The sequence below is a fragment of the Bradyrhizobium sp. LM2.9 genome, assembly GCF_054056555.1.
In genome coordinates, this window is sequence record NZ_JBSRYJ010000002.1 from 6,684,688 (window position 1) to 6,704,421 (window position 19,734).

A 19,734-nucleotide genomic window follows, 5' to 3' on the forward strand; every position below is an offset into this window, starting at 1 on the left:
AGATAATGGTTTCCCGGCGGTTCCGCGAGGGGCTTGGCCGTCACATTACGGAAACGATAGGATTGGGCTGGAAGCAAGGGGCCCTGACGCTGATACAGATCGATGCTATGTTGCTTTCATGAATTACCGAGACATCATCTCGATTGAGCCTGGCAAGCGTGGGGGGCGACCCTGCATCCGCCACATGCGGATCGCTGTGGCAGATGTGCTCGGCTGGCTGGCTGCTGGTCAGACCCACGCTCAAATCCTCGACGACTTCCCCGAATTGACCGAGGACGATATCCGCGCCTGCCTGGCCTATGCCGCCGACCGCGAGAGGCGATTGGTGACCGCACCGATATGAGGCTGCTGTTCGATCAGAACCTCAGCTTCATTCTTTGCCAGATGATCGCCGACCTTTTTCCAGATTCCAGTCACGTCCGGTCTCACGGACTATCGGAAGCTGCGGACCGCGCGCTTTGGGAGTTTGCGAAGGCAAATGGCTTCGCGATTGTGACCCAGGACGTCGATTTTGCCGACATGGCAAGCTTGTTGGGGTCTCCGCCGAAGGTGATCTGGCTGCGGACCGGCAATCAAACCACGGCGGCAATCGCGGCTCTGCTTCGCCGACATGCGCAGACGATCGAATCCTTCGAGAGCGACAACGGCACAGCCTGCCTTGAGATTTACTAGACGAGGCCGGCTCAGCCGCCTATGGCAGCTTGTCGTAGCCCTCGCCGAGTCCGTTCAGGCTGAGCGGGAAGCCAATGCCTTCTTCCGGGGTCTCGAAGATGATGAAGGTCGCGGTCTTGGCGGTGCGGAGCTGGCCGAGCAGCTTGTCGTCCATCACGACCTCGGCGACGCAGCCATTGGGCAGGCAGCGGACAAAGCCGGCACGGCCGACGTCCTGGTTGTCGAGCTTGAGGCCGAGGCCGGAGGGCAGGAGAACGCCGAGGGGGGCGACGACCCGCATCAGGCGGCTTTTCTGGTCGGCGGTCTTGAGCACGATCACGGTCAGGCCGGCATTGGAGCGGTCTTCGGCCACCACGCTCTGGATCAGGGCGCATTGCTCGGATTGGGCGCCCGGCGGGGTGTCGCAGCGAATCTGCCAGTCGCCATGGACGGAGCGCACCGCGCCCTGCGCATGGGCGAGGCCCGGGAACGCCAGGACGACGACAGCAGCCAGCAGGGCAGCCAGCTTCGTGAGGCCGCGAGCCTGTCTTCTCGCCGGCCTTGCCATGCATCTCGAAAACCCCATCGGGTCGGTCCCTCTGCTCGCCTGGGTCGCTCGCACCTGGCGGACTGATACGGGAATGACGGCGTCTTGAAGGCGATTCGCAAGCAAATTCCACGCCGCCACGGCCGCCGTCGCCCGCACGAATCAGGTTCCGGTGCGGCTGTCTGCCAGTGCCTAACGCGGGCAATTCCGCTGTCAAGCCGCAGCATCCCGGGAAACGGTATTTTTGTCTGATGTTACTAGGAAATATCTTGCGGGTGATCGCTGACAGACCGGGCTTAAGACTGCATTGCGATAGATCAAGAATTATGGTTTGAGAGGCTTGATTTCGGCGTTCTAGCGATCCGGCCCCAATTCCTCTTAGAGGTATTCTTGCGCGGCGGTTTGTCAGACGGGCGGATCGAATAATGCGTTTCCCGAAAATTAGGGGAATGCACTTGGGGTGATTTCGTTAGGGGAGCGCGAACGGCATGAAGTTGTCGATGGGCCCGGTGGGCCGGCACTTGCTGGGATTGGCCGTGGCGGGTCTGACGCTGGCGACGAGCGGCGCGGCATTCGCCGAACTCGGGCAACCGGCGCCGTGGGAGTGGACGCTTCAGCGGTCCGCTTCCCCGGTGATGGACAATATTGTCTGGTTCCACAATTTCCTGTTCGTGCTGATCACTGTGATCACGCTGTTCGTTCTGGCGCTGCTCGTGATCGTGGTCGTCAAGTTCAACTCGAAGGCCAATCCGGTGCCGTCGCGGACCACGCACAACACGCTGATCGAGGTGGCGTGGACGCTCGTTCCGGTGCTGATTCTGGTTGGTATCTCGGTGCCGTCGTTCCGCCTGCTGTTCCTGGAGCTCGACGTGCCGAAGGCGGATATCACCATCAAGGCGACCGGCAAGCAGTGGTACTGGTCCTACGCCTATCCTGATAACGGCAAGTTCGAGTTCGACTCGCTGTTGGCCCAGGACAAGCAGCCCCGGCTGCTCGGTGTCGACAACGAGATGGTGGTGCCGGTCAACAAGGTGATTCGTGTCCAGGTCACCGGCGCCGACGTCATCCACGCCTTCGCGATGCCGGCTTTCGGCGTCAAGATCGACGCCATTCCGGGACGGCTGAACGAGACCTGGTTCAAGGCCACCAAGACCGGCATGTTCTACGGCCAGTGCTCGGAGCTGTGCGGCAAGGACCACGCCTTCATGCCGATCGCGATTCGCGTTGTGGAGGACCAGGAGTTCGCCTCCTGGGTTGAGACGGCGAAGAAGAAATTTGCGAGCGGCGGCACCAGCACCTACGCCTCCACGGCCGGCCCGACGCAGTAAGCGCCGGGCGAGGGGACTGAAAGCGACATAAAGGCGGGACCTCCAAAGGGTCCGATCGGGACGCAAGGCAGGATTTGAAAATGGCAACGAGCGCAGCGGCACACGGCGATCACGCGCAAGACCACGGACATGACGAGCACGCCCATCCGACTGGATGGCGGCGCTACGTCTATTCGACCAACCACAAGGACATCGGCACGATGTACCTGATCTTCGCGGTCATCGCCGGCATCATCGGTGCCGCGATGTCGATCGCGATCCGTGCCGAGCTGATGTATCCGGGCGTGCAGATCTTCCACGAGACGCACACCTACAATGTGTTCGTGACCTCTCACGGCCTGATCATGATCTTCTTCATGGTCATGCCCGCGATGATCGGCGGCTTCGGCAACTGGTTCGTACCGCTGATGATCGGCGCGCCCGACATGGCGTTCCCGCGCATGAACAACATCTCGTTCTGGCTGCTGCCGGCCTCGTTCGCGCTGCTGCTGATGTCGACCTTCGTCGAGGGCGAGCCGGGTGCCAACGGCGTCGGCGCGGGCTGGACGATGTATGCGCCGCTGTCGACCTCGGGCCACCCGGGGCCGGCAGTGGATTTCGCGATTCTGTCGATCCATCTTGCCGGTGCCTCCTCGATCCTCGGCGCCATTAACTTCATTACCACCATCTTCAACATGCGCGCGCCGGGCATGACCCTGCACAAGATGCCGCTGTTCGTGTGGTCGATCCTGGTGACGGTGTTCCTGCTGCTGTTGTCGCTGCCGGTGCTCGCCGGTGCCATCACCATGCTGCTCACCGACCGCAATTTCGGGACGACATTCTTCAACCCCGAAGGCGGCGGCGACCCCGTGCTGTTCCAGCATCTGTTCTGGTTCTTCGGCCACCCCGAAGTGTACATCCTGATCCTGCCGGCATTCGGCATGGTCAGCCAGATCGTCTCGACCTTCTCGCGCAAGCCCGTGTTCGGCTATCTCGGCATGGCCTACGCCATGGTCGCTATCGGCGGCATCGGCTTCGTGGTGTGGGCGCACCACATGTACACGGTCGGCATGTCCTCGGCGACGCAGGCCTATTTCGTCGCTGCCACGATGGTCATCGCGGTTCCGACCGGCGTGAAGATCTTCTCGTGGATCGCCACGATGTGGGGCGGCTCGATCGAGTTCCGCGCCCCGATGCTCTGGGCGGTGGGATTCATCTTCCTGTTCACCGTCGGCGGCGTCACCGGCGTCGTGCTGGCGAATGCCGGCGTCGATCGCGTGCTGCAGGAGACCTACTACGTCGTCGCGCATTTCCACTACGTGCTGTCGCTCGGCGCGGTGTTCGGGATCTTTGCCGGCTGGTACTACTGGTTCCCGAAGATGTCGGGCTACATGTACAACGAGACGCTGGCCAAGGCTCATTTCTGGGTCACCTTCATCGGCGTCAACCTGGTGTTCTTCCCGCAGCACTTCCTCGGCCTGTCGGGCATGCCGCGCCGCTACGTCGACTATCCCGACGCGTTCGCGGGCTGGAATCTGGTCTCGTCGCTCGGTTCCTACATCTCCGGCTTCGGTGTGCTGATCTTCCTCTATTGCGTGATCGACGCCTTCGCGAAAAAGGTGCCGGCTGGCGACAATCCATGGGGTGCCGGTGCGACCACGCTGGAATGGACGCTGCCCTCGCCGCCGCCGTTCCACCAGTTCGAAGTGCTGCCCCGCGTGCAGTAATCAATCTCCCGCGGCGCCCGTGACGGGCGCCGCGGCTCTACAACAAAGCGAGTCAAACTAAGTGTCCGTCCTCGACCACAACGCCGTCGACATCAATCCCCGCATCTCCGAAGCGGAGGTTGGCGACTACATCGCGCTCTTGAAGCCGCGCGTGATGTCGCTGGTGATCTTCACCGCGCTGGTCGGAATGGCGCTGGCACCCGGGCATTTCCACCCGGTGCTGGCCTTCACCTCGCTGCTCTGCATCGCCGTCGGTGCCGGCGCCTCCGGCGCGCTCAACATGGCGCTGGAAGGCGACATCGACGCCAAGATGTCGCGCACGGCGAACCGGCCGATTCCGCGCGGCCGTATCACCCGTCCTGAGGCGATGACCTTCGGCATGACGCTCGCCTTCTTCTCGGTGATGACGCTCGGCATCCTGGTCAACTGGATCGCGGGCGCGCTGCTCGCCTTCACCATCTTCTTCTACGTCGTGATCTACACGATCGGCCTGAAGCGCCGGACCGCGCAGAACATCGTGATCGGCGGTGCCGCCGGCGCGCTGCCGCCGGTGGTGGCCTGGGCCGCGGTCACAGGCACGGTCGACGTCGAGCCGCTGCTGCTGTTCGCCATCATCTTCTTCTGGACGCCGCCGCACTTCTGGGCGCTGGCGCTGTTCCGCTCCGACGATTACGCGCGTGCCGGCATCCCGATGCTGCCCAATGTCGCCGGCCCCGACGCGACGCGGCTTCAGATCCTGCTCTACACCATCGTGCTGATCGCGGTCGCCGCTGCGCCGTGGGCGCTCGGCTATTTTGACGCCATTTACGGCATCGTCTCGCTGATCCTCGGCGCCGGCATGCTGGCGTTCGCCATCAACGTCTATATCCGCCGCGAGCGCAGCCAATCGTTGCGGGCGACGCGAAAGCTGTTTGCGTTCTCCATCCTTTATCTGTTCGCGCTGTTCGCGACTTTGCTGGCCGAGGTCGTGTTCCGGGCGCTTGCTCCGATGGTAGGGGGCGCATGATCGCAGGAATGGCCGACAAACCTGAAATCGATGGAATCGTCCTCACCGAGGCGCAGAAGAAGAGCCGTCGACAGCGCTCGATCGCGATCGCGCTCGCGCTCGGCGTGCTCGTGGTGCTGTTCTTCGCCGTGACCATGGTCAAGGGACCGGCCGTGCTCATCCGGCCGATGTAGGAAACATGGATCAGAAGCCGACCATATCGCGGGATCAGAGCCGGACGGCCACCAAAGGGCGTCGGCCTTTCAGGGGTGTCGGCCGCGACGTGCTGGTCGCCTCGATCTGCGGCGGCGTGGTCGCGCTGATGGTCGGCGCCTCCTACGCGGCGGTGCCGTTCTACAATTGGTTCTGCCGTGCCACCGGCTTCAACGGCACGACCCAGGTCGCGACCTCGGCGCCGGCGAGCGGTCCGATCGCACGGAAGATCGCGGTGCGCTTCGATTCCAACGTCGCGCCCGGCCTGCCCTGGAAGTTCGAGCCGGAGCAGAGCGAGATCGAGGTCAATATCGGTCAGGTCGTGACAGTCTTTTACACGGTGACCAACCAGGCCGCGCGGACGACCGCAGGCCAGGCCGCCTACAATGTCGCGCCGCTGACGGTCGGATCCTATTTCCAGAAGATCAACTGCTTCTGCTTCACCGAGCAGACCATGGCGCCCGGCGAGAAGCGCGAGATGCCGGTCGTGTTCTACGTCGACCCGTCGATCGCGGACGACCACGACAACGACGGGCTGAACACGATCACGCTGTCCTACACGTTCTATCCGGTGCGCGATCCGGTAGTGAAGCCGGTCGCCTCTGGCGAGGGCGACAAACGCAAGGGAAATCTCTGATCGCCGGGCTCACGCTCAGGGGGTTGGAAACAGGGGATAAGTGCCGGACAGGCACGGGATTGAGGAGCGAGACCGCAAATGGCAACGGCGCACACCAAGCATCACGACTACCATCTGGTCGATCCCTCGCCGTGGCCCGTCGTCGGCTCGATCTCGGCCTTCATCATGGCGGTCGGTGCGATCGCCTGGATGCACCACATGTTCTCGGCGGCGCCGATCATCTTCGGCGTCGGCACCGTCGGCGTGCTCTACACCATGGCGAGCTGGTGGGGCGACGTGATCAAGGAAGCCCAGTACAAGGGCGACCACACCCGCGTCGTGCAGCTGCATCACCGCTACGGCATGATCCTGTTCATCGCCTCCGAGGTGATGTTCTTCGTCGCCTGGTTCTGGGCCTATTTCAACGCAGCGCTGTTCCCGGCCGACGCCGTCCACGCCACGCGCGATGCGATATTCGGCTGCGGTCTCGGTACCGCGGCCGGCGCTTGCACTGTGCCGGGCACCTGGCCGCCGCACGGCATCGAGACCTTCGATCCCTGGCATCTGCCGCTCCTGAACACGCTGATCCTGCTCACCTCCGGCACCACGGTGACCTGGGCCCATCACGCGCTGCTCGAGAACGACCGCCAGGGCCTGAAATACGGCCTGATCATCACCGTCGTGCTCGGCGCGCTCTTCACCTGCGTGCAGGCCTATGAGTACGGCCACGCGGCGTTCTCGTTCGCCGGCAACGTCTACGGCGCGACCTTCTTCATGGCGACCGGCTTCCACGGTTTCCACGTGCTGATCGGCACCATCTTCCTGCTGGTCTGCCTGTTCCGCGCCTATGCCGGCCACTTCACGCCGACGCAGCATCTCGGCTTCGAGTTTGCCGCCTGGTACTGGCACTTCGTCGACGTGGTCTGGCTGTTCCTGTTCCTCTGCATCTATGTGTGGGGACACGGCGCCGAGTCCATGGCCCACGGCGCGCACTGAGCAGCCTTGGATTGATCAGAAAGGGCGGCCGCAGGACCGCCCTTTCGCTTTCGACGCGCCGGAGGTTTCGGCAGAACTGTGATAGACTCCTTCATCATGAACGAAGCCTCCGATACGTCCGAGCCACAAGCCACTGTCCTGCAAAGCGCGCTGCGCGGGCTTGCCTGCAAATGCCCGCGCTGCGGCCAGGGCAAGCTCTATGCGGGCTTCCTGACGCTTGCGCCCGCCTGCGACCGTTGCGGCCTCGACTACGCCTTCATCGATTCCGGCGACGGTCCTGCGATCTTCATCATCATGCTGGCCGGCGCGATCGTGGTCGGCTGCGCGCTCGTCGTCGAGGTCAAGTATCAGCCGCCGTATTGGCTGCACGCGGTGCTGTGGCTGCCGCTGATCCTCGCGACCACGCTGCTGCCGTTGCGCGCGATGAAGTCGCTGCTGATCGCGCTGCAATTCCACCACAAGGCGGCGCCGGGCCGGCTGGTCGACCGCGCGAAATGAACGAGACCGCGCGCAAGCCACGCGTGGCCGGCTTTGCGCTGTTCACGCTTTTCCTGGCCGCGGTCTGCGTCGCGCTCGGCCTCTGGCAATTGCAGCGCCGCCTCGCCAAGCACGAGCTGATCACAGCGCTCACCGAGCGTCTTGCGGAGGCACCGGTCGCGCTGCCGCCGCCAGCACGATGGGCCGCGCTAAGTCCCGCGCGCGATGAATTCCGCCGTGTCAGCTTTACCGCGACGTATGCGCCGTTGCCCGATGCGATGGTCTATTCGCCCGGGTCCGCCGTGCGCAAGGATGCCGCAAGCCCCGGTACCTGGGCGTTCCTGCCGGCGCGGCTGCCAAGCGGCGAAACGGTCGTGATCGATGCGGGCTTCGTCGAAAACACCATGCAGGATCGCAGTGTCGAGGATCGCGCGGTCAAGAAGCTCATCACGGGGCAGGTGGTCTCGTTCACCGGCTATCTTCGCTTTCCCGAGGCACCTGGCTGGCTGACCCCGGCGGAGAACCGCGACAAGCGGCTCTGGTTCGTGCGCGATCATGTGGCGATCGCGAGCACGCTGGGCTGGGGCGCGGTTGCGCCATTCTATATCGACCTCGAGCAGCCCGCACCCGAGAACGGCATTCCGCGGCCGGGGCCCCTCGACATCCATCTCAAGGACGATCACCTGCAATACGCCATCACCTGGTTCACGCTCGCAGGCGCCGTGCTGATCGCCTTCGCCGTGTGGGCTAAAGCGCGGCGACAGAGCTGAGCTCCGCAGATACCCCGAGGGAACCCGGTATCGCCCGGGGTTTACCATTCAGCGCACATTCACGAGTGTGGTCCTAAGCCACCAGTGATTTTTCGCGGCAGACAGGATTGCGGCGTGAGCGATTTCGACCAGATGGGAATTGTCGTCGACTGGGTGGACGCCTGCAGGAAGGGCGATCTCGCGACGCTGCTCGACCTCTATGCGGACGACGGCCAGGTCGAATGCACATGTAACGGCACGCAGCGCTATCGCGGCCGCACCGAGCTCGAAGCCTATTGGCAGCCGCGGCTCAGCGCTTTCTCGTCGGCAGGTTTCGGGCTGGAGGAAATCCATCCCGCGCCCCACGGCGTCGATCTCGAATATTCCGTCGCCGGCGCGCTGCGCATCCGCGCCTCGTTTTGCTTCAGCCCGGACGGCAAGATACGCACCACGCTGTGCGAGCCGGCGCGACAGAACACGCACCTTGGCTGTGCGTGCTAATCGGTGACCGGTGCCTCGCCTGCCGGTTCGGCGGGAAGGCGGCAGCGCACATAGGTTCGTTCATCCGCGCGCAGCAGTGACAGCGATCCGCTGAGCGCGCGCACGCGCTCATGCATGCCGGTCAGGCCACGGCCGAACAAATCGCCTTCGGGAAAGCCGCCGCCGTCGTCGGAAATCTCGATGACGACCGTCTCGCCGGCGAAGGTCGCCTGCACATGGGCATTGCTGGCGCCGGCATGGCGCAGCACGTTGGTCAGCGCCTCCTGAATCACGCGATAGACGGTCTGAGCCAGCGGCCCGTCGATCCCGTTGAGATCCGGATCAATCGTGTCCGTCAGGCCGACATACGGGGCTTGCTTGCGAAAGTTGCGGAGCAGCGTCTGCACGCTGGTCTCCAGACCCAATTCCTCGATGTAGAGCGGTCGCAATCGGTCGAGGATGCGGCGGTTGGTCTGCTGGAGTGCCTCGACCGATTGCAACACCTCTTCCGCCGAATTGCCGAGATGTCCCGCCGTAGGCGAGGCCTCGACCAATGCGATCGTGCCGACGCGAATGCTGAACAGCAACGGGCCGAGTTCGTCGTGCAGTTCGCGCGCGAGATCGCGCCGCTCGTCGTCCTGGAGCGACACCAGGCGGTGCAGCAGGTCGCGATTGTCCTGGCTCAATTGGGCCAGCGTTGCGGCCAGCGCATTGGCCTCCTCGCAGCTTTGCCGGATTTCCGGCGGTCCTCCGACCGGGATCGGCGTCGCGTAGTCGCCGCGCCGTATCCGCGTGAGGCCTTCGCCGAGATATTGCAGCGGGCGCAGGGCCGATCCGGCGAAAACATAGGCAATGGTGCCGGTGAGCACCATCAGCACGGCGACGAGGGTGGTCAGCGCGAGAAAGCCGATCCACTTCTCGAACAGGTCGGCCGACAGGTCCGGCAGGAAGAGGAGATCGCCGACACGCTGGCCGCCGATCATCACCGGAGTTGCCGTGTCCATATCCGGAATGGTGAGCAGGTCGACAAACCATTGCGGCACGCCATGCGGCTTGCGCAGATCGTCCTTCGCTGAAGATGCGGGACCCGCGTCCACAGCACGGAATTGGATATCAGAGGAGATGTCCAGAGAATGGACAAAGGCGTCGAGGGTCTGCCGCGGAGTGTTCGAGGTGCGCAGGGTGTTGTTGAGCGCGGCGGCAACCGTCTGGGTCAAACGCCGCCTTGGCTCGTTCTCGTCGGCCAGTTGCCCGGCCGCGAAGGTTTGAAGCAGCACGCCGCCCATGATCAGCGCGGCGAGGAAGCTCGTGCCGAGCGGCAGGAACAGTTGGGTTCTGAACGAGAGGCGTTGCCACATTAGGTCAATTCTAACGCGCATCGGCCGGATTTGCTCTTTCCATTTGTTCCCGGGGGTCTATGAGTCGAAAAGCAAGAGAGCTGCGATGCAAGATTCCACTAAGCCGGCAACCCGAGTCCTGATCGTTGACGACCATCCCGTGGTGCTGTCCGGTTGCCGCACCCTGTTCGCCTCCGACCATTCGATCCGGATCGAAGAGGCGGCCGACGCCAAATCCGGGCATCGCGCCTATGTCAGCAAGCGGCCCGACGTCACCGTGATCGACATCAGCCTGCCGGATGTCTCCGGCTTCGAACTCATGCGGCGCATTCGCAAGGACGATCCGGACGCCAAGATCATCATGTTCAGCATGAATGACGATCCGGCCTTCGTGGTGCGGGCGGTCGAGCTTGGGGCGCAGGGCTATGTCTCCAAGGGCGACGATCCCCGGATCCTGCTCAAGGCGGTGCGCAAGGTGGTCGCGGGCGACAATTTCATCTCGCCGCAGCTCGCGGAAGCCGTGACGTTTTCCGGCGCGGCGATCAAGGCCAACCCGGCCTCGCAGATGACGCCGCGGGAGCTCGAGATTCTTCGCCTGCTGGGGCGAGGCGACAAGATCGTGGAGGTCGCCGAGGCGCTCGGCATTTCTTACAAGACCGTGGCCAACACCACGTCCCTGCTCAAGCAGAAACTCGGTGCCAAGAACCATTCCGATCTGATCCGGATCGCGGTGGAAATCGGGATGAGCTGACGCCCAGAGCGCCGAACCGGCTGCTCCAGGATGCTGCCGGTTCGGCGGGGCGGAGCGGTCTCGGCGCTGAGCCGGGCAATGCATGGATAGCGCCGATACCATCCGCCGACACAATGGACCGAGCCGGCAGTTCGTTCCGGAACTGTCCGGTCATTCGGGAAATAATGGCAATGTGCGCCAAGAAATCGCTCGCGAGCATTTGTCGACGCCGAGGCATTGCCGGGAAAAATAGGAACATCTTCTCTCACGGGCCGTTTTGGCTCTTGACGATGTCGTGACAGGCGACGAAAGCTTGCGCGAATAGTTTTAGCGGGTCAGCGACCCCAAGAGGCAAACTGGTCTGCACACATCAACGACAGACCTTCCAGGAGAGGGCTGCGGCATTGCCGCAGCCCTTTTTATTGGGCAGCCCTTTTTCGTTGGATCGGCAGGGACGCGAAGCGGTTTCCCGATGCCGCAAAACACTTTATGGTGGCCCAAGCCTCTGGCTGTTAACAAGTAGTTTCGTAAAATCAAAGGCTTGCGGATCGAGCTCGGGCTCGGCCGGCCTTTGGAGGGCAGTTTGACTCGTTATATCTCGACCCGGGGCGAGGCCCCCGAACTCGGCTTCTGCGACGTGATGCTGACCGGGCTTGCCCGCGACGGCGGCCTGTATGTGCCGGCCGTCTGGCCGCAACTCTCGACTGAGGCCATCGCCGGCTTCTTCGGTCGTCCCTATTGGGAGGTCGCAGTCGAGGTGATCCGCCCCTTTGTTGGCGGCGAGATATCGGATGCCGAACTCGGTCGCATGGCGAACGAGGCCTACGCCACCTTCCGCCATCCGGCGGTGGTGCCGCTGCGCCAGATGGCGGCGCACCAGTTCGTGCTGGAGCTGTTCCATGGTCCGACGCTCGCCTTCAAGGATGTGGCGATGCAGCTGATCTCGCGGCTGATGGACCATGTGCTTGCCAAGCGCGGCCAGCGCACCACCATCGTGGTCGCGACCTCCGGCGACACCGGCGGTGCTGCGGTCGACGCGTTCGCGGGGCTCGAGAATGTCGATCTCATCGTGCTGTTTCCGCACGGCCGCATTTCCGAGGTGCAGCGGCGGATGATGACCTCGACAGGCGCGGCCAATGTCCACGCGCTCGCTATCGAAGGCAATTTCGACGATTGCCAGGCGCTCGTGAAGGGGATGTTCAACAACCATCGCTTCCGCGATGCGACCTCGCTGTCCGGCGTCAATTCCATCAATTGGGCGCGCATCGTCTCCCAGGTGGTCTACTATTTCACCTCCGCCGTTGCCGTCGGCGCACCGGCGCGCGTGGTGGACTTCGTCGTGCCGACCGGCAATTTCGGCGACATCTTTGCCGGCTATGTCGCCAAGCGCATGGGTCTTCCGGTGCGGACGCTAGGCATCGCCGCCAACGTCAACGACATCCTGGCGCGCACGCTGAAGACCGGAATCTACGAGGTGCGCGAGGTGCACGCGACGGCGTCGCCGTCGATGGACATTCAGATCTCCTCGAATTTCGAGCGGCTGCTGTTCGAGGCTGGCGGGCGCGATGCCGCCGGCGTGCGCCGGCTGATGGATTCGCTGAAGCAGTCGGGGCGCTTCGTGCTGCCCGATGCGACGCTGGCCGCGATCCGCGCGGAATTCGACGCGGGCCGCGCCGACGAGACCGAGACCGCGGCCGCGATCCGCGCCGCCTGGCGCGAGGCGGGCGAACTGGTCGATCCCCACACCGCGGTCGCGCTCGCGGTCGCCGACCGCGACACCACCGACACGACGGTTCCCAGCATCGTGCTGTCCACCGCCCATCCGGCCAAATTCCCCGACGCGGTCGAGGCGGCCTGCGGCCAGCGGCCGCAACTGCCGGCCTGGCTCGACGGTCTGATGACCAAATCCGAACACATGAAGGTGATGAAGAACGACCAGGCCGAGGTCGAGCGGTTCGTGCTGTCGGTCAGCCGCGCCGCGAAACAGGGAGTTGCCGGATGAGCGTCGAGATTTCCAAGCTTGCGTCCGGCCTGACCGTCGTCACCGACAAGATGCCGCATCTCGAAACGGCGGCGCTCGGCGTCTGGGCCGGCGTCGGCGGGCGCGACGAGAAGCCCAACGAGCACGGCATCTCGCATCTTCTCGAACACATGGCGTTCAAGGGCACGACGAAACGCTCCTCGCGCGAGATCGTGGAGGAGATCGAGGCGGTCGGCGGCGACCTCAATGCCGGCACCTCGACCGAGACCACGTCCTATTACGCGCGGGTGCTGAAGGCCGACGTGCCGCTCGCACTCGACGTGCTCGCCGACATCCTCGCCAATCCCGCCTTCGAGCCCGACGAGCTCGAGCGCGAGAAGAACGTCATCGTGCAGGAGATCGGCGCGGCGCAGGACACGCCCGACGACGTGGTGTTCGAGCATCTCAACGAGCTCTGCTATCCCGACCAGCCGATGGGCCGTTCGCTACTCGGCACCGCGAAGACCTTGCGTGCCTTCAGCCGCGACTCGCTGCGCGACTATCTGTCGACGCATTATCGCGGGCCGGACATGGTGGTGGCGGCGGCCGGCGCGGTCGATCACAAGCAGGTGGTCGCCGAAGTCGAGCACCGCTTTGCCAGTTTTGAGGGGACGCCGGGTCCCAAGCCGCAATCCGCACAGTTCGGCAAGGGCGGCACCAAGGTGGTGCATCGCGAGCTCGAGCAGGCGCATCTGACGCTGGCGCTGGAAGGCGTGCCGCAGGGCGATCTGTCGCTGTTCTCGCTCCAGGTCTTCACCAACATCCTCGGCGGCGGGATGTCGTCGCGGCTGTTCCAGGAGGTGCGCGAGAAGCGCGGCCTCTGTTACTCGATCTACTCGTTCCACGCGCCCTATACCGACACCGGATTCTTCGGCCTCTACACCGGCACCGATCCGGCCGATGCGCCCGAGATGATGGAAGTCGTGGTCGACATCATGAACGATTCGGTGGAGACCCTGACCGAGGTCGAAATCGCGCGGGCCAAGGCGCAGATGAAGGCGGGCCTGCTGATGGCGCTGGAGAGCTGCTCGTCGCGCGCCGAGCAGCTCGCCCGCCATGTGCTGGCCTATGGCCGGCCCCAGACGGCCGAGGAGCTGGTGGCCCGGATCGACGCCGTCAGCGTCGAATCGACCCGGGATGCGGCGCGTGCGCTGCTTTCGCGCAGCCGCCCTGCGGTTGTCGCATTAGGCAGCGGCAGGGGTCTGGACACGGCGGTGTCTTTTGCGGAAGGATTGACCCGGGCACGCGCCAAAGCGCGGCTGCATTAGGAGCCGCGCACGGGCTGATCTGTCCCGGGAAGCATCACCATGGCCCTCTTTCGCCTGCCATCCAGTGGACCTGCCGCGCTCGCGCCGCGCGGCAACGGCCTGTTGCTACGCGCGCCGCAGATGTCGGACTTCTTGCAGTGGGCGCATTTGCGCGAGTCCAGCCGCGATTATCTGACGCCTTGGGAGCCGATCTGGCCGTCGGACGATCTCACCCGCTCCGGCTTCCGTCGCCGCCTGCGCCGCTATTCCGAGGACATCGCCGCGGACCGTTCCTATCCCTTTCTGATCTTCCGCGAGCTCGACGGCGCCATGCTCGGCGGCATCACGCTCGCCAATGTCCGGCGCGGCATCGTCCAGGCCGGCACCATCGGCTATTGGGTCGGGAAGCCTAACGCCCAGCGCGGCTACATGACGGCCGCGCTGCGGGTGCTGCTGCCGACGCTGTTCGGCGAACTCAATCTGCACCGGGTCGAGGCCGCCTGCATTCCGACCAATGCGCCGTCGATCCGGGTGCTGGAAAAGTGCGGCTTCTCCCGCGAGGGGCTGGCGCGCCGCTATCTCTGCATCAACGGGGTCTGGCAGGACCATCTGCTGTTCGGCCTGCTGCACGAGGATTTCCGCGGCTGAGCCCGTTCATTCATGTGGCCAGAGTCTCCTTGTTTGCTGCCTTGTTGTGCTTGCCTTGGGTTCGCCGGTTTTGACGATATAACGGCGCAAGGCCGGCCGGCGATCGGCCGGAATGTTGTTGTGGAGTATGGGCGTTGATGGTGCAGAAGTTTCGGTCATCGCGGAGTGCGTTGCGGCGGGGGACAGCGGTCGCGCTGGCGTTGTCGGTTGCGCTCGTCTCCGTCTCGCCGGTCGCGGCGCAATCGCTGACCGATCGATTCAAGGGTCTGTTCGGCGGCAAGTCCGACGAGCCGGCACAGCCCAAGCCTGCGCCTGCGCCAGGCCAGCCGGCGGCTGAAGACGACATCGATTGTCCGCAGGTTACGGTGCGCGCGGGGGCCTCGACCTACGCGGTTGGCGCCACCGGCAAGCCGGCCGTCGGCAATGAGATCCGCTTCCAGGCTACGATCACCAAGATGGCGCGTGAATGTACCCGGAACGGTGCCGATATCACGGCCCGGATCGGCATTCAGGGCCGCGTCATCGCCGGTCCCGCCGGTGCGCCTGCGACCGTCGAGGTGCCCTTGCGCATCGCCGTGGTGCAGGGCGGCGTCGGCGAGAAGGTGATCGCCTCGAAGGCCTACCGGACCACGGTCGAGATGTCGGAGGGCGGCAGCGTGCCCTTCACGTTCGTCGCCGAGGATCTGGCCTATCCGATGCCTTCGGCCAAGGCCGCCGATTCCTACATCTTCTATGTCGGCTTCGACCCGCAAGCGCTCTCGCCCGAGCCGAAGGCGCGAGGAAAGAAGAAGTAACCACGAAAAGATAGTTGTCATGCCCCGCGAAGGCGGGGCATCCAGTACGCCGCGGCTTCTCGATTGATCAGGACTGTCTCTGGAATACTGGATCGCCCGCCTTCTCAGGCGATGACATCAGGTTTGCCGATGCAGTGCCCGACAAACAAAAAAGCCGGCACTCATCGCGCCGGCTTTCTGATTGGTGAAGCGAGACCCCTCAGTTCAGCTTCTGCCGAACCTCGGTGATGCCCTTGGCGAGCAGATCGTCGGCGACGTTGCCCTTGACCGACTGCGACAGGATCGTGGAGGCGGCCTGGACGGCGGCTTCCGCGGCTGCGGCGCGGACATCGGCCACCGCCTGGGCCTCGGCGAGCGCGATCTTGCCTTCCGCGGTCTTGGTTCTGCGGGCGACGAAGTCTTCCATCTTCGCCTTGGCCTCGGTCGCGATGCGCTCGGCTTCGGACTTGGCGTTGGCGATGATGTCGGCAGCCTCGCGCTCGGCCGTCGCGGTGCGCGCCTTGTAGCCGGCGAGCACCTTGGCCGCCTCCTGCTTGAGGCGCGTCGCGTCGTCGAGCTCGGCCTTGATGCGGGCTGCGCGATGATCGAGCGTCGTCAGCAGGGTCTTGTGGATGCCGAGATAGGCAAACACGAGCATCAGGATGACGAAGGCGACGGCGACCCAAAATTCAGGTTCGAAGAACATATCGACTAACCCTTCAAGGACGCATCGACCGCGGCATTGACCGACGCGGCGTCGGGAACGACGCCGGTAAGCTGCTGCACGATCTGGCCGGCCGCACCGGCTGCGATGCCGCGGACGTTGCTCATGGCGGCGGTGCGGGTCGAGGCGATGGTCTTCTCCGCCCCGGCGAGCCTGGCCGCCAGCTGTTCTTCCAGCGTCTTGCGCTCGGCTTCCGCCTGCGCATTCGCCTTCTCGCGGGATTCGTTGCCGATCGCCTGTGCTCGCGTGCGCGCCGAGGCGAGCTCGCTTTCATAGGCCTTCAGCGCGGCGTCGGACTGGTCCTTCAGCTTCTGCGCTTCGGCGAGGTCACCCTCGATCTTGTTCTGACGCGCCTCGATCGCACCGCCGATACGCGGCAGAGCGAGCTTGGACACGATCACGTAAAGCAGGACGAAGAAGATCGCGAGCGACACCAGCTGTGAAGCGAAGCTGCTGCTCTCGAACGGCGGGAAGCCGCCACCGTGGTGACTACCGTCAGCCTCGGTGTGGGCGCCCGCCGCCGGACCTTTTGCGCCGCCATGACTTTCAGCCATGGAGTACTCCTGTTGCAGTCATGCGCGCCGCTTCGGTTGAAGCGGCGCGAAACACGTCCTCAGAGCGGAACGAACAGCAGCAGCAGCGCGATCAGCAGCGAGAAAATGCCGAGCGCTTCGGTCACGGCGAAGCCGAAGATCAAATTGCCGAACTGGCCCTGAGCAGCCGAAGGGTTGCGAACGGCTGCGGCGAGGTAGTTGCCGAAGATCACGCCGACGCCGACGCCCGCGCCGCCCATGCCGATGCATGCGATGCCCGCGCCGATAAGTTTTGCTGCTGCCGGATCCATTTTAGACTCCTTGGAAGAAAGATTGGGTTGTGGGTGGAAATTCCCCGGACCGCTCAGTGTCCCGGATGAATGGCGTCGTTGAGGTAGATGCAGGTCAGGATCGCAAACACATAGGCCTGCAGGAACGCGACCAGAATCTCGAGACAGCGTACAGCGCGACCGTGAGCGCCAGCGGCAGCACGCCGCCGACCCAGCCGACGGCGCCGAGCGAGAAGCCGAGCATGGCGACGAAGCCCGCGAACACCTTCAGCGCGATGTGGCCGGCCAGCATGTTGGCGAAGAGACGGACACTGTGGGAGACCGGACGCAGGAAGAACGACAGGATCTCGATGAACATGACCAGCGGCAGGATGTAGATCGGGACGCCCTGGGGAACGAAAATCTTGAAGAATTTCAGGCCGTTCTTGTAGAGGCCGTAGATCAGGACGGTGAAGAACACCAGCAGCGCGAGCGCTCCCGTCACGATCAGATGGCTCGCAATCGTGAAGGTATAGGGGATGATACCCACGAGGTTCGAGACGCAGAGGAACATGAACAGCGAGAAGATCAGCGGGAAGAACTTCATGCCTTCCGCGCCGGCCGTCGAACGGATGGTCGAGGCGACGAACTCGTAGGAGATTTCGGCGACCGACTGAAGGCGCCCGGAGAACCAGTTGCGTGCCGCTGGCAAGCATCAGGATCGAGATGATCGCGACCGCCACCAGCATGTAGAGCGACGAATTGGTGAAGGCGATCGTGTGATTGCCGATATGGCCCAGGGTGAAGAGAGGCTCGATGTTGAACTGGTGGATCGGGTCGATTTTCATCAGCGCAGCATCTCTTGGTCTGCCGGGCAATGCCGGCGGGTCTCGGTCTGCCGGTCGGGCCGGCCCGTACCGGCGAAGCCGGCACGATCATTCCTCTCCTGGTGTGGACCGCTTAAGAACCACCGCGTCTGTTTTGACCCGCGCCTGCCGTCCTCACCACATTCACCACGCCGGCCACGAAGCCCAGCAGCAGGAACACGATAAATCCGAAAGGCGACGTCGACAGCAAGCGGTCGAAACCCCAGCCAATCCCCGCTCCGACAACGACCCCGGCGACCAACTCGGAGGATAACCGGAAACCAAGCGCCATCGCCGAGGCTCTGGCCGCTCTGTCCTCACCGTCACCTGCGGGTTGCTCGGTCTTGACGTGGCGGCCGCGAAATTCGGACAACCGCTGATCAAGATTTCCGAGCCGTTCGGAAAGCGCAGCTTCCTCGGGCGATCTATCGCGATCTCCATTCTCGCCGTGTCCCGTGCCCTGTGTCATGCAACGAAGACCCGAAACGCCGCGGCTGAATGGAAATTACGCCCGCCACCCTCAAAAGCCGCGCGGACCATACTGATGGGCCATAATCAAGTCAAGCCAAGTCACGATTGTGTCCATTCCTGTTATGTATCTGATTTATTTTACAATATTGGCGCGCGCGGCAGCGCTGCACACAGCGTGACGCCGCACCGCAGCAGCTCTCCGCATGATCGGCGGATGCCGTCGCCATTTCGCCCCGCTGCCGGGATCAAAGAGGGCACTGCCCTCGTTGATATCAGGGGCGCGTTTTGGGCGGCGGATCGCCTCGCGGGGGTGTAGAATTTGCGAGAGCCACCTTTCGCGTCGTGGCGGAGAGCGCGATGAGACCAGCGAATTCATCCACAACATCATGGCTTGCGGCTGCGGCGTTTGCCGCGGTGATGACCATCAGCGGCGGCTGCCTCGCTGCGCAATCCGCACCCGACAGTGAAAACGGCCGCTACAGCATGACCCCCATCCCCGAGGGCGTGCTGCGGCTCGACACCCGCACCGGCACGGTATCGACCTGTACCCGGAGCGGCGCAGGTTGGGCCTGCTACGCGGTGCCCGACGAGCGGACCGCGCTCGACGCCGAGATCGGCCGGCTCCAGGCTGAAGTCGAGACGCTGAAGGGACGGCTCGCGGCGGGGCCGACCGTATCAGGCAAGATCGACGAGGCGCTGCCGAAATCCGATCAGTTCAAGAAGGCGGAGCCGAAGGCCGCCGAGGGTGACCGCAGGATCGAGATCCCCCTGCCGAGCGACCAGGACGTCGATCGCGTGATGTCGTTCCTGGAAAAGGCCTGGCGCCGGCTGATCGACATGGCCAACCGCGTGCAGAAGGACGTGTCGGGGAAGATTTGAGAGTTTGAATGGCATCTGAGAAACGCTTCGCACGCTCTGCGCCGTCGACTGTGCAAGTCACCGCCATCGCATCGTCGCTGCTGACCGTGCAGACGCCGGGCCGCGGCTTCACCGATCTCACCGGCGAAGCTGCGAAATTCGTCGCCGAGGCGGGCGCGCGAGACGGCGCGTTGACATTGTTCATCCGTCACACCTCGGCGTCGCTGACGATCCAGGAGAACGCCGATCCCTCCGTGCTCGTCGATCTCACCACCGCGCTGTCCCGGCTCGCGCCGGAGAACGCCGGATGGACGCATGATACCGAGGGACCCGATGACATGCCGGCGCACGTCAAGACCATGCTGACGCAGACTTCGCTTCAGGTCCCGGTCCTGAACGGTAAGCTCATGCTCGGTACCTGGCAGGCGATCTACCTGATCGAGCACCGCGAGCGCCCGCACCGGCGCGAGGTCATGCTGCAATTCATCGGCGGCAATCAGTAGAGCCCAA

Annotated in this window: 24 protein-coding genes and 1 pseudogene; 18 read left to right on the forward strand and 7 right to left on the reverse strand. The window is 64.0% G+C overall.

Annotation, left to right across the window (positions count from 1 at the left end; all coding sequences use genetic code 11):
* Positions 1 to 118 precede the first annotated feature (118 nt).
* Both ACVWW3_RS34195 and ACVWW3_RS34200 read left to right on the forward strand, forming a co-directional pair.
* Positions 119 to 343: a DUF433 domain-containing protein gene (locus ACVWW3_RS34195; protein WP_007599426.1), complete on the forward strand. Its 225-nt coding sequence runs from the start codon at positions 119 to 121 to the stop codon at positions 341 to 343.
* The gene (locus ACVWW3_RS34200) at positions 340 to 672 is read left to right on the forward strand and encodes a DUF5615 family PIN-like protein (RefSeq protein ID WP_456651748.1); all 333 of its coding nucleotides are present in this window, start codon (positions 340 to 342) and stop codon (positions 670 to 672) included. The genes ACVWW3_RS34195 and ACVWW3_RS34200 overlap by 4 nt, the downstream gene beginning before the upstream one ends.
* Positions 673 to 691: 19 nt before the next feature.
* On the opposite strand, the gene ACVWW3_RS34205 is transcribed toward ACVWW3_RS34200, so the two are convergent.
* Complete coding sequence (locus tag ACVWW3_RS34205) at positions 692 to 1,237, reverse strand: invasion associated locus B family protein (protein WP_456651747.1); 546 nt, start codon at positions 1,235 to 1,237, stop codon at positions 692 to 694.
* Between the two features lie 449 nt (positions 1,238 to 1,686).
* Between ACVWW3_RS34205 and coxB the strand changes: the two genes are divergently transcribed.
* The 9 genes from coxB to ACVWW3_RS34250 all read left to right on the forward strand — a co-directional run bounded on the left by coxB (position 1,687) and on the right by ACVWW3_RS34250 (position 8,769).
* The gene (gene coxB / locus ACVWW3_RS34210; protein WP_247352342.1) at positions 1,687 to 2,526 is read left to right on the forward strand and encodes a cytochrome c oxidase subunit II; all 840 of its coding nucleotides are present in this window, start codon (positions 1,687 to 1,689) and stop codon (positions 2,524 to 2,526) included.
* Positions 2,527 to 2,606: 80 nt separating this feature from the next.
* Complete coding sequence (gene ctaD, locus ACVWW3_RS34215) at positions 2,607 to 4,232, forward strand: cytochrome c oxidase subunit I (RefSeq protein WP_354051306.1); 1,626 nt, start codon at positions 2,607 to 2,609, stop codon at positions 4,230 to 4,232.
* Between the two features lie 61 nt (positions 4,233 to 4,293).
* Entirely contained in the window at positions 4,294 to 5,238 is a 945-nt protein-coding gene (locus ACVWW3_RS34220) for a heme o synthase (protein WP_354051308.1), read from the forward strand.
* Positions 5,235 to 5,411, forward strand: a complete 177-nt coding sequence (locus ACVWW3_RS34225) for a CoxF protein (RefSeq protein ID WP_247352347.1) — start codon at positions 5,235 to 5,237, stop codon at positions 5,409 to 5,411. Before ACVWW3_RS34220 ends, ACVWW3_RS34225 begins: the two co-directional genes overlap by 4 nt.
* Positions 5,412 to 5,416: 5 nt before the next feature.
* Positions 5,417 to 6,067 (forward strand): cytochrome c oxidase assembly protein, encoded by a 651-nt coding sequence (locus ACVWW3_RS34230; RefSeq protein ID WP_456672288.1) that lies wholly within the window; start codon positions 5,417 to 5,419, stop codon positions 6,065 to 6,067.
* Positions 6,068 to 6,145: 78 nt separating this feature from the next.
* Positions 6,146 to 7,042, forward strand: a complete 897-nt coding sequence (locus ACVWW3_RS34235) for a cytochrome c oxidase subunit 3 (protein WP_456651746.1) — start codon at positions 6,146 to 6,148, stop codon at positions 7,040 to 7,042.
* 96 nt (positions 7,043 to 7,138) lie between these two features.
* Positions 7,139 to 7,540, forward strand: coding sequence for a DUF983 domain-containing protein (locus ACVWW3_RS34240; RefSeq protein WP_456651745.1), 402 nt, complete (start codon positions 7,139 to 7,141; stop codon positions 7,538 to 7,540).
* A complete protein-coding gene (locus ACVWW3_RS34245; protein ID WP_456651744.1) occupies positions 7,537 to 8,289 on the forward strand; it encodes an SURF1 family protein in 753 nt (250 codons plus the stop codon). The genes ACVWW3_RS34240 and ACVWW3_RS34245 overlap by 4 nt, the downstream gene beginning before the upstream one ends.
* 114 nt (positions 8,290 to 8,403) lie before the next feature.
* Positions 8,404 to 8,769 (forward strand): nuclear transport factor 2 family protein, encoded by a 366-nt coding sequence (locus ACVWW3_RS34250; RefSeq protein ID WP_247352356.1) that lies wholly within the window; start codon positions 8,404 to 8,406, stop codon positions 8,767 to 8,769.
* Here the strand turns inward: ACVWW3_RS34250 and ACVWW3_RS34255 are convergent.
* A complete protein-coding gene (locus ACVWW3_RS34255; RefSeq protein WP_456651743.1) occupies positions 8,766 to 10,106 on the reverse strand; it encodes an ATP-binding protein in 1,341 nt (446 codons plus the stop codon). The genes ACVWW3_RS34250 and ACVWW3_RS34255 overlap by 4 nt on opposite strands.
* An 85-nt stretch (positions 10,107 to 10,191) precedes the next feature.
* On the opposite strand from ACVWW3_RS34255, the gene ACVWW3_RS34260 reads away from it, so the two are divergent.
* From ACVWW3_RS34260 to ACVWW3_RS34280, 5 genes are all read left to right on the forward strand, one after another.
* Entirely contained in the window at positions 10,192 to 10,836 is a 645-nt protein-coding gene (locus ACVWW3_RS34260; protein ID WP_247352361.1) for a response regulator transcription factor, read from the forward strand.
* A 562-nt stretch (positions 10,837 to 11,398) separates the two neighbouring features.
* The gene (gene thrC, locus ACVWW3_RS34265) at positions 11,399 to 12,817 is read left to right on the forward strand and encodes a threonine synthase (protein WP_456672289.1); all 1,419 of its coding nucleotides are present in this window, start codon (positions 11,399 to 11,401) and stop codon (positions 12,815 to 12,817) included.
* On the forward strand, positions 12,814 to 14,103 hold the full coding sequence (locus ACVWW3_RS34270; RefSeq protein WP_247352364.1) for a M16 family metallopeptidase: 1,290 nt from the start codon (positions 12,814 to 12,816) through the stop codon (positions 14,101 to 14,103). Before thrC ends, ACVWW3_RS34270 begins: the two co-directional genes overlap by 4 nt.
* 39 nt (positions 14,104 to 14,142) lie before the next feature.
* Positions 14,143 to 14,730, forward strand: coding sequence for a GNAT family N-acetyltransferase (locus ACVWW3_RS34275; protein WP_247448411.1), 588 nt, complete (start codon positions 14,143 to 14,145; stop codon positions 14,728 to 14,730).
* Between the two features lie 137 nt (positions 14,731 to 14,867).
* A complete protein-coding gene (locus tag ACVWW3_RS34280; protein WP_456651741.1) occupies positions 14,868 to 15,524 on the forward strand; it encodes a hypothetical protein in 657 nt (218 codons plus the stop codon).
* A gap of 199 nt (positions 15,525 to 15,723) precedes the next feature.
* Here ACVWW3_RS34280 and ACVWW3_RS34285 read toward each other — a convergent pair whose 3' ends face one another.
* From ACVWW3_RS34285 to ACVWW3_RS34305, 5 genes and pseudogenes are all read right to left on the reverse strand, one after another.
* Positions 15,724 to 16,209 (reverse strand): F0F1 ATP synthase subunit B family protein, encoded by a 486-nt coding sequence (locus tag ACVWW3_RS34285; protein WP_456651740.1) that lies wholly within the window; start codon positions 16,207 to 16,209, stop codon positions 15,724 to 15,726.
* A gap of 5 nt (positions 16,210 to 16,214) precedes the next feature.
* Entirely contained in the window at positions 16,215 to 16,781 is a 567-nt protein-coding gene (locus ACVWW3_RS34290; protein WP_456651739.1) for a F0F1 ATP synthase subunit B family protein, read from the reverse strand.
* Positions 16,782 to 16,840: 59 nt separating this feature from the next.
* Positions 16,841 to 17,071: a F0F1 ATP synthase subunit C gene (locus ACVWW3_RS34295; RefSeq protein ID WP_007599451.1), complete on the reverse strand. Its 231-nt coding sequence runs from the start codon at positions 17,069 to 17,071 to the stop codon at positions 16,841 to 16,843.
* A 53-nt stretch (positions 17,072 to 17,124) separates the two neighbouring features.
* Positions 17,125 to 17,877, reverse strand: a pseudogene (locus ACVWW3_RS34300) (F0F1 ATP synthase subunit A).
* A gap of 112 nt (positions 17,878 to 17,989) precedes the next feature.
* Complete coding sequence (locus ACVWW3_RS34305) at positions 17,990 to 18,364, reverse strand: AtpZ/AtpI family protein (protein WP_018459992.1); 375 nt, start codon at positions 18,362 to 18,364, stop codon at positions 17,990 to 17,992.
* Between the two features lie 359 nt (positions 18,365 to 18,723).
* Between ACVWW3_RS34305 and ACVWW3_RS34310 the strand changes: the two genes are divergently transcribed.
* On the forward strand, positions 18,724 to 19,245 hold the full coding sequence (locus tag ACVWW3_RS34310) for a hypothetical protein (protein ID WP_354103173.1): 522 nt from the start codon (positions 18,724 to 18,726) through the stop codon (positions 19,243 to 19,245).
* Positions 19,246 to 19,253: 8 nt separating this feature from the next.
* The gene (locus ACVWW3_RS34315) at positions 19,254 to 19,727 is read left to right on the forward strand and encodes a secondary thiamine-phosphate synthase enzyme YjbQ (protein WP_456651738.1); all 474 of its coding nucleotides are present in this window, start codon (positions 19,254 to 19,256) and stop codon (positions 19,725 to 19,727) included.
* Positions 19,728 to 19,734: the final 7 nt, after the last annotated feature.